Genomic DNA, 9,653 nt, shown 5'->3' with positions numbered 1-9,653 from the left:
GTTTGTGGTGAGTGAAGGTCTTTAATAAGAACCAAAAACTCATCACCACTTTGACGGCCTATTACGGCGTTTTCGGGTAACATCAGGCTTACTCTTTGCGTGATATCGCAAAGTAATTGGTCGCCGACAGCGTGCCCGAATGAATCATTTACTGGTTTAAATTTATCTAAATCAATAAATAATAATGCAGCTAGTTTATTGTATTTTTTGGCGTTATTTATACAGTTGCTAATTTTTGTATACATTAAAGAGCGGTTAGGCAAGCCCGTTAACGGGTCATAATTTGCTAAATAACGCAAATCGTCTTCAGCGCGTTTTTGCTCTGTTAAGTCTGAAATTACAATTACATAATGACTAATTGATTGGTTTTCCTTGGCTACAGCCGTGACACTAATATGAACTGGGTGTGCAGGGCTTTTTAGCGTGCGAATAACAGCTTCTGTTTTCCAGTTTTGCTTTGGTTTAAGTGTTTTTAATACGTCTATATATTCAAGGTATTTTGCACGGCCTATAGCTGCAATAAAGTCGCGACTAGTAAGCTCTGCAACATTGTTTGGCGTGGCGAATGCTTCACCAAAACTGGCATTAGCAGAAAATGGTTTGAGTTGATTGTCTAAAATTAGCAACCAGTCGTTTATTTGCCCAAATGCTTCGCCGAGGACACTGGCTTGCTGGGCATTAGCGCGTTGCTCTGTAATATTGGTATAAATACCGGTTATTTTTAATGGGCGGTTTTTTTCATCGGTTGCAATAGTACGACCAATGTCTTCGTACCAAAGCCAGTTACCATTTTTATGTTTTAAACGGTAAGTGGTATTCCATTGTTGGTTATTTGTTTGCTTACAAAATAGTTGCCACTGGCTAGTTACGTTATTGCGATCGTGCGGGTGCACTAAGCTCACAAACTTGTTGAGGCTTATACCATCTTTATACTCGGCATAGCCCAGTTCAGCAGAAAAGCGGGTCGTTCTTAAAAACTGTTCTACTAGGTTAATCTCCCAAACACCACTTTTAGTACTACTTAAAGCGAGTTCGGTTTGTTGCTGTGATTTTACAGCTTCTGCATGAGCACGACCGATCATTTGCTGGCGAGCACGGTATTGCCAAAATAGGAAAAACAAAACAGCTAAAACAATAATGACATAACTTGCTTTTGCAGCAGGGGATGACCAAGGTGCATGTGCAACATTAAATCTTAGTTGTCTAGACGCTGATATTGCATCGCTTAACTCGATAGACGACGACACTGATAACACATAATCACCAGGCGGTAATTTGGTGAAAAAGACCTCATTGGTTGTTAACTTGTCGTATTGCAGTGAGGTTGGCCCATCAAGGGTCACTCGATACGATGTTTTATCTTTATTAATGGTATCAAAGTTAGAAAAGGTGACTGCTAAGCCCATATCATCATAAGTGATCTGCAGAGGCGTATTTACATATTTATATGGATGGTAGTTAAGCTCTCGCGAAAGCAAAGATACATTGGTAATTTCGGTATTTATATTACCAGCCTCTACAGGCGACGATAAAAAGTCCTCTGGTGAAAGTAAAAGTACGCCTCGGGTACTACCAAATGCAAGTTGTCCGTTATGTAAGGTGGTGTCGGCATCAATGTTGAATTCATTAACGGCTAAACCATCGCGAATAAAGTAACGGTCAAGTTCTAAGGAGCTTAAATCAAGGCGGTAAAGACCATTTTGAGTACCTAACCATAAAAAGCCAAAACGATCTATTTGCAATGCAAAAACAGATTTAGCTTTTAAGCCAGACTGTATATTAATACGATGTTTAACTTCATAAGTTTTAGCATCTATGCCAATAAGCCCTTCGTCAGCTGAGCCAAGCCACAGGGTGTTGTTATAATCCATCACCCAGTCATCAATGGTAGTGAACGCTAATGGGTTATAATTTTCTGTTTGGTATATCAGTGTTAACTTTTGAGTCTGCTCATTGTAGCGGTACAATTTGCCAGACATACTCAGTACGTATTCGTCGGGGTGGTCTGGCAATGGCTTTAAAAAAGCATGGGCATTAACTAGGTCAACTTGTTCTTTTAGTCCTTTAATTGTTGAAAGTTCGCCTGTTTTACCATTGTACTTATAAAAATTTTGGTCATCTAAAAATGCAAATTGATCATTACCCATAGCACGAAAGCCCCAGTTAGGGCCGTAATTTATGAGGTGCATGGTCTCAGCATTGCCTTTTATAGGCACTAATTTGCCTGTCTGTTTATCAAACAAGGCAAGACCTATGTATTTCATTAGCCACAGATAACGGTTGCTGTCATCAATGTTAGCTTCAGTAATACCATAAATACCATGCTCACCATGAAAGGCTTTCTCATCGTTACTAACTAAGTAGGGTGTAATATCTTTAGTAAGTTGGTTGTACTTCATTAGGCCATTATCTGTACCTATCCAAACGGTATCATTTTGATCTTGTAATACCGACCAGACATTATTATTGAAGCGAGCTTGGTTATTTTTTAATTCAATGTGTTTAAAACGTCTTGCTAGTGTTGACCATGTGAAAACGCCTTGTGAGCGGGATGCAAGCCACAGCAAGCCAGTTTTATCAATCATTACATCTTGAATTGAATTGTCAGACATTAAAAACTTACTTTGTTCAAAGTTTAAGATGAACTCAACCGACATGGTTTGGCGATTAAATTCGAACAATCCTTTTTCTGTGACGATATATTCACCAAATGAGCTAACAGAATAATCCCAAATATTTAAGTTAGGGATTAACAGCCTTACCTTATCAAATGCCAGTAAACGGTTAGCGTTAAAAGGGATATCAAACATGCCCTCTACAGTGCCTACAAATAAGCCGAGCTGCGCATCGACCCTTAAAAATTTTACGTTTTTATTATCTTCGGTGACCTGAGATTTATCGGTTAGCGGAATATGCGAGATATGATCATCTGCAAGGTTTTTTGAAAAAAGCCCATTTGATGTGCCGATATATAAAAAGTTGTCGTGCAGGGTGAGTGCCCGAACAATATGTTCTTCTTTATTGATAGAAAACTCATGCAAAAACTTTTTTGATTGCTTGTTGTATGAATAAACGTGCTGAGCAATAGCGAAGTAAAAAAAGTGATCGTCTTCAGTGATTGCTAAAATAGGCGAAAAGAAAACATCTTCAGGGTCTAGTTTGCCAGAATAGATTTTTTCAACTTTTAGTGTTTTTGGGTCTATTAGAAAAGCACCTGAAAACTCAGTGCTGACGAAAATGTTTCCGTCGTCATTTTTATGCATTGCGGTAATTTGTCGCTGATCAAGAATATACTCCCCAGCAAAAGGCGCTACCTGATAACCATCATACCTATTTAAGCCTTGGTAGGTACCAATCCAGATAAAGCCTAAATCGTCTTGCACGATTTTAGTTACACTGCCTTGCGTAAGTCCTTCATCGGTTGAAATACGCTGCATTTGCAAAGCATAGTTTTGTGCCAACGCTGAAGAGGAGAGCGTGAAGAACAGCAAACTGAAAATCAAAAGAAAAAGTTTAGGCACTGACTGATTAACCCTAAATTATTATTTGCGCATAATTTTTAACAAAATATAGCACAATTATGACCGTAATTAATGGTTCTGAAAAGAAAAAATAGTAATAAGGTCTACTTGGTGCTGAAACTGAAACCTATGCTATAACTAGTTCAATTATCAGCAATTTGAGAACGTGATGCGCCATTCATTTATCAGCCAAAAAAGTAATGCCTTGTTATTAATTATTGACCTTCAGGCAGGGCTTGAACCGGTAATTAACGACTTTGGCTTAGCTGTTAATCAGACCGAAAAGTTAATAAAAGCAGCTAAAGCTTTAGATATTCCCTATTTATTTACCGAACAAAATCCAACCAAGTTAGGTAAAAGTAGTGAACAGCTCTTACCTTTTATAACTGGCACTAACTGCTATCACAAAATACATTTTAGCGCATGCCAAGAGGTTCAATTTAACAACCTATTGGCTGGCTCTAACCGTAAGCAAATAGTGGTAACGGGTACAGAGTCGCATGTGTGTGTACTGCAAACATGTTTAGACTTAATTGCCAATGGTTACCAAGTGTTTGTAGTGGAAGATGCCATTGCATCACGCAACGAAAAACACAAAGAGTTGGCTGTTAAGCAGCTATCGGCAGCAGGTGTTATTATTACTTGTACAGAAAGTGTGATATTTCAATGGCTAGAAAAAGCAGGGACCGATCAATTTAGGGCATTATTGCAATTAATAAAGTGAACCATGATGCGCATCAAACCGTATAGGCTCGATTAATTGTATTTTTGTAAATTATTTAATGATTAAGGCTTTATCTATGACGAGTGTGCGCCGCCTTTTTACTTATTTGTTCCTTTTATTGTTTGTTGAATCTTTAGTTTTAGGTTTTATCTATTCGACCCTAATTACAGGTGTGGTAACCGGTTTGTTATTGCTATCTTTACCGCTTTGGATGCTCCATCAATATCCAACGAGCAAATTAACAGCCCATGTTGTGGCTGCCGGTTGCATGATGTTTTCGTTTTTACACATCCAACAAAGCTACGGCCTAATTGAAGTTCACTTTGAAATATTTATTTTAATGGCCGTGTTGATCATGTTTGTTGAATGGCGCGTGTTTATTACTGCACTTGCTTTTGTGGCAGTTCACCATTTGAGCTTTTACTTTTTACAGATAAACGAAGTCGGTTTATACGTTTTTGACCCAGATCGATTGTATTTTAGCACCGTACTTATCCATGCCGTGTATGCCATTGTTGAAGCAATTGTAGCCGGCTACATTGCAAAAACCCTACACCGTGAACGTAGTTCTGGCTTATCGTTAAGCACAACAACAGAGCAAATAATGGCCGATGAAAACAGTATTAACATTAGTTTAAGAGCGGATGATAGCCACAGTGAAGCCGTGGCGGGTTTTAACCGCTTACTAGGTTTTGTATCGAGCGTGATTGGTGATGTTCAAAGCCAAAGTAGTGTTTTAAAAAACCAGTCTAAACAATTGCTTGAAGTACACGACGAATTGCATGAGCAAGCACTTCATCGTGAGCAGTTATCTGCAGATATCGCGCAGTCAGGTGAACGAGTCGCCGAAGGCTTTGCTCATGTGGAACAAGAGAGTAATGAACTGCAAACACAATTTGAGCAGCTCCATTTAAGTGCCACAGAGGCATTAAATGAGGTGGCGAATACCGACAGCAAAACAGCTGAGCTTGCTAATAACCTTCAAGAAGCAGATCAAAACATAGGCCAACTGGTGAGTGCATGTTCGCATATCTCAGAATTACTCAATGAAATTTCGTCAATTGCTGAGCAAACGAATTTACTTGCGCTTAACGCTGCAATTGAAGCTGCGCGTGCAGGTGAACAAGGCCGCGGCTTTGCGGTAGTGGCTGATGAAGTGAGAAATTTAGCAACGCGTAGTAAAAACACGACGGATAAAATAACTAATACGCTTGAAAGTTTGATGCAAAACAGTGCCTCTTCAACTAAGTCGATGCAGGGTAGTGTTGCGCTTATAGAGCAGTTATCTGCAATTAGTTCGCAGATGAAACTGCAAATTACCGAGATGACAGAGCAGGTGAATGTTGCTTCAAGTAGCTCACAGTCGGTTGCTCATGTAGTGCAAAATCAAGCGGGTAATACGCGTGCTATTGCCGATAATTCACAGGCCTTAATTGCTAACCAAGCCAACGACAATTTGATGATTGAAAAACTCACCGATCGCGTACAGTTAATTGATGTAAGTATCGATGTGCTGGAGCAAGGTATTGCTAAGTTCAAATAGCAAATGGCTGATAATGGCAACTCTACTTTGGGTTGCCTCTGTGGCATTAGCCTTGGTGTTTGCTTATTCTCAACAAGCAAGCACCTTTGATCCAGATAAAAAGCTAGCCACAACAAATTGGTTACCTGCTTTTCAACAAAGTATGGGGCTTGACATCAACAATGCCGATACCCTGTACATTATTGATGAAAATACCTGTGTATGCTCAGAGCGTTCACAACCGCACATAATAAGCCTTAGCAGCTATGCTTCAGAGCAAGGTATTAAAGTAGTAAAGCTTAAACCAACAACTGCAGTTGCTGCAATATTACCCGCTCAACCTGCCGCAGTACTTGTTTCAGAAAATCAACAGCTTGTGTATGCAGGGCCATTATCAAAAGGACTCGCCTGTTCAAGTCAGAATGGCTTTGTTGAGTTAGTAATCGCAAACTTACGTGCGGGTTTTAATAGCCAGTTTATTAACTCAGATGCTGAGGGGTGCTATTGTGAGATTAATTGAGCGAGGAAAGTAACGAAAAGAGGCCAAAAATATTGGCCTCTGACTCTATAAAGTTATTGAATTTGGCCTCGAATCTCACCGCTTGGATTTGCAGGCGTATGAATGTTTACATAATGACCGCCTGAAGCTAAAACTGAAAAGATATCGGCATCTATCATTAAACCTGTGCTGCTCATCCAGCGATTCATGTCATCACTGTCTTGTACAAGAGGAGCTAACACAGGGCCATTTTCACCGGCTACACCGGTATGAATATGGGCTGCAGTTGCATCGCTTACACCCGATGTTAGTACTTGCAGCTCAACACTGTAATCATTGGTATTCACTAGCGCATAACCATCACCAGATGCATCCGTTGTGACCGCGGGTACTTCTTGTTCACCACTTAGCGGAAAGGTTACAAACACATAGTTGTCGGTAAGGATTTGACCGCGTAGTTCACCGCTTGGGTTTGCAGGAGTATGGACATTAACGTAGTGACCACCTGATGCGAGTACTGCAAAAATATCTGCATTAATCATGGTATTTTCAGGTGTTTGCCATAAGTTCATGTTATCGCTTGATTGCTCTAACGCAGCAAGAACGTCGCCATTGGTGCCTATACGACCCGTATGAATGTGAGCAGCAGTGGCGTCATTCACACCTTCGGTTAACGCTCTTAATTCTAGATGGTAATTATCCATGTTAACTAAGGCATAACCACTACCTGATGCCATCGTATCAACGGCTGGAACTTCTTGCATACCACTAAGTGGGAAAGTAACGAGTTGATAGTTATCTGTTAAGATCTGACCTCTAATTTCACCACCCGTGTTAGCAGGTGTATGCACGTTAACGTAATGACCACCTGATGCAAGTACCTCAAATATCTCTGCGTTGATCATGGTATTTGCTGGTGTCATCCACATGCCTGCGTCAGTTGTTGACAGCTCAAGTGCAACGAGTACGTCGCCATTCGTGCCAATTCGGCCAGTGTGAATGTGTGCACCTGTCGCATCATCAACACCCATTGTGTTTACTAATAGCTCTAAGGCATAGTTATCCATGTTGATTAATGCATAACCTTCACCACTTGCATCAGATTCGACAGCAGGAACTTCTTGATCACCGCTTAGTTTAAAGCTCGTAAAGCCATAGTTACTGGTTAGGATTTGCCCGCGAAGCTCGCCGCCAGCATTAGCAGGTGTATGAACATTGACATAGTGACCACCAGAAGCCAGCACTGCAAAAATATCCGCATTGATTTGCGTGTTGCTTGGTGTCATCCAGACATTACTGTCGTCCATTGATTGTTCAAGAGCTACTAATACATCACCATTAGTACCGATACGACCTGTATGAATATGCGCAGCACTTGCATCGTCTAAGCCTGATGTTACAACAGTAAGCTCTACGCTGTAGTCTGTTGTATCAACAAGGGCATAACCATCACCATCAGCCATGGTGCTGACCATAGGCACTTCTTGATCACCACTTAAGTCAAAGGTCGCAACTGCATAGTTGTCTGTTAAGATTTGGCCGCGAATTTCGCCACCGGCAAATTCAGGCGTATGAACATTAACATAGTGACCGCCGTCTAGAAGTACTCCCAGAGTGTCGCTGTCTATCATGGTATCTTCTGGTACAACCCAGTCAGTCATGACTTCGTCGTCTTGTTCTAAAGTCACGAATACATCACCATTTGAGCCTAATTTTCCTGTATGGATGTGAGCTGCTGTAGCGTCATCAACACCCATAGTCACCGCACGAAGCCGTAATTCTGTCGTTGCGCTATCATAAGATGCATAGCCATAACCCATTGCGTCACTGTCGTTCATAGGCACTTGCTGATCGCCATTTAAAACAAACGTGATGATGCTCGTTGTATCAGGCACAATTTGCGCACGAAGTTCGCCGTTTGCATATTGTTCGGTATGAAGGTTAATGTACCAATCGCCATCCATTAAATCAGCAATTAGGGTTTCATCAAGGTCGGTTATTGCGACTTCATACATACCATCGGTAGTGGCCTCAAATGCAAAAGCAACATCACCATTAGCGCCTAAATCGCCGTCGTGTATGTGTGCTGCGCTAAAGCCTTCGACTGAGCTTGCATCAAGTGTTGCACGAAATTGCATTAAACTTTCGTCAAGCTCTACCGTTGCAGTCGCTGTTTGCATTGAGTCATTCATTGGCACTTCTTGTTTGCCACTTAAAGTTACAGAATAGGTTTTACTTGGAGTGAATTCTTGAACTGGGGGAGGGGTAACAACTTCGGTATTATCGTCATCATCATCGCTACACGCGGTGAGAAAAAGTAAGCTGCTAGCCAGGAGTATGTATTTCATCGTTCTTCCTTATATCTTTGTAAGTTCGGACGTTACGACGTGTCCATTTCAATAAGGCTTACGGCAGGTGTTTAAAAAGAGATCACAAAAGGTTATTTAAAAGTTAAAAACTGGTTCTTTAGTATTGGTAATGGGCGTGATGAATTATAGCTCTTAGTTTCAATTTTTTACCTGTTTAAGAAAAAAGGTTTATTAACTGTCCTTCTGTTTAGTGTTACCATTCAGCCAAGGTTAATGCAGTGTTTGAAAGGAATTATATGAAAACCTTAAAAATTTTTGTCAATTCTTATAGCGTTTAGCTCTACTGCTGTGTCTGCTGCTAATCTAGTAACTAACGTAAAAGTTTCCACATTATATGTACAAAGCCTTCATGGCTCAGGCTCTGTTAGTAATGCTCATGCACATACTGTAACTAAAGCGATAGAAGGTAGCTGTAATAGCCGAATTTACATCGAAGCTGAAGATGCTGCATTGATGAGTACTTTACTCGCATACAAACTTGCAAATAAAGAATTTAATGTTATGTACGAGTTGAATTAGTCACCAAAGGCCATTGCTGGCCACTTAGCATCTAACTGTAAGTTGATGTCAATTTTCTAGGGTATTCACTTCAAGGATGGTTGTGGATATATGGCCTTGAATCATACTGTCTTGTTCAATATATCACTATCTTGTGAATCTACATCAAAAAAAGGTTAAATTATGAGATTTTTAAAGTTAATCGCTTTTATATTCTTGGTATTAAATTTTTTCAATGCGAATGCTGCTGAAAGTAGGTTAGCAAATATTTCAACCATTATGTTGGATAAAGATATTGGTGATAGGCTTTTCATTGAGCTAGAAACAATTGAAGCTAGCAGTGCTCCTTGCCATAAAAATTCAAGATGGGACTTTATATTCACTCTTGATAATAATGAAGTAACTAAGGCTATGCTGAGTTTTATAGTTAAGGCTCAAGCGACAAATGAAAAATTAATATTTATTGGTACAGGTACCTGTAATGTTTTCAACGAACTTGAAACATTGAAAAGAATTGAAC

7 protein-coding genes are annotated in these 9,653 nt (G+C 40.1%); 5 read left to right on the top strand and 2 right to left on the bottom strand.

Translation table 11 applies throughout. The features are described from left to right. On the bottom strand, window positions 1-3,437 hold a 3,437-nt coding region (locus tag L1D51_RS18930), incomplete at its 3' end, for a diguanylate cyclase domain-containing protein (RefSeq protein ID WP_239964512.1). Between the two features lie 253 nt (window positions 3,438-3,690). Between L1D51_RS18930 and L1D51_RS18925 the strand changes: the two genes are divergently transcribed. The 3 genes from L1D51_RS18925 (at window position 3,691) to L1D51_RS18915 (ending at window position 6,287) form a co-directional block, all read left to right on the top strand. Then, window positions 3,691-4,245, top strand: coding sequence for an isochorismatase family protein (locus L1D51_RS18925; protein ID WP_239964511.1), 555 nt, complete (start codon window positions 3,691-3,693; stop codon window positions 4,243-4,245). Window positions 4,246-4,321: 76 nt separating this feature from the next. Next, window positions 4,322-5,788: a methyl-accepting chemotaxis protein gene (locus L1D51_RS18920; RefSeq protein ID WP_239964510.1), complete on the top strand. Its 1,467-nt coding sequence runs from the start codon at window positions 4,322-4,324 to the stop codon at window positions 5,786-5,788. Window positions 5,789-5,801: 13 nt separating this feature from the next. After that, window positions 5,802-6,287, top strand: coding sequence for a DUF6436 domain-containing protein (locus L1D51_RS18915; protein ID WP_239964509.1), 486 nt, complete (start codon window positions 5,802-5,804; stop codon window positions 6,285-6,287). Between the two features lie 53 nt (window positions 6,288-6,340). On the opposite strand, the gene L1D51_RS18910 is transcribed toward L1D51_RS18915, so the two are convergent. Beyond that, window positions 6,341-8,614, bottom strand: a complete 2,274-nt coding sequence (locus tag L1D51_RS18910; protein ID WP_239964508.1) for a CHRD domain-containing protein — start codon at window positions 8,612-8,614, stop codon at window positions 6,341-6,343. Between the two features lie 309 nt (window positions 8,615-8,923). Here L1D51_RS18910 and L1D51_RS18905 point away from each other — a divergent pair, with 309 nt between their 5' ends. Together L1D51_RS18905 and L1D51_RS18900 are read left to right on the top strand one after the other, a co-directional pair. Next, complete coding sequence (locus tag L1D51_RS18905; protein WP_239964507.1) at window positions 8,924-9,154, top strand: hypothetical protein; 231 nt, start codon at window positions 8,924-8,926, stop codon at window positions 9,152-9,154. A gap of 162 nt (window positions 9,155-9,316) precedes the next feature. Then, on the top strand, window positions 9,317-9,653 hold a 337-nt coding region (locus tag L1D51_RS18900; protein WP_239964506.1), incomplete at its 3' end, for a hypothetical protein.

This window comes from Pseudoalteromonas shioyasakiensis (genome assembly GCF_022398475.1).
GTDB lineage: Bacteria > Pseudomonadota > Gammaproteobacteria > Enterobacterales > Alteromonadaceae > Pseudoalteromonas.
This window is presented reverse-complemented; position numbering and strand designations above follow the sequence as displayed.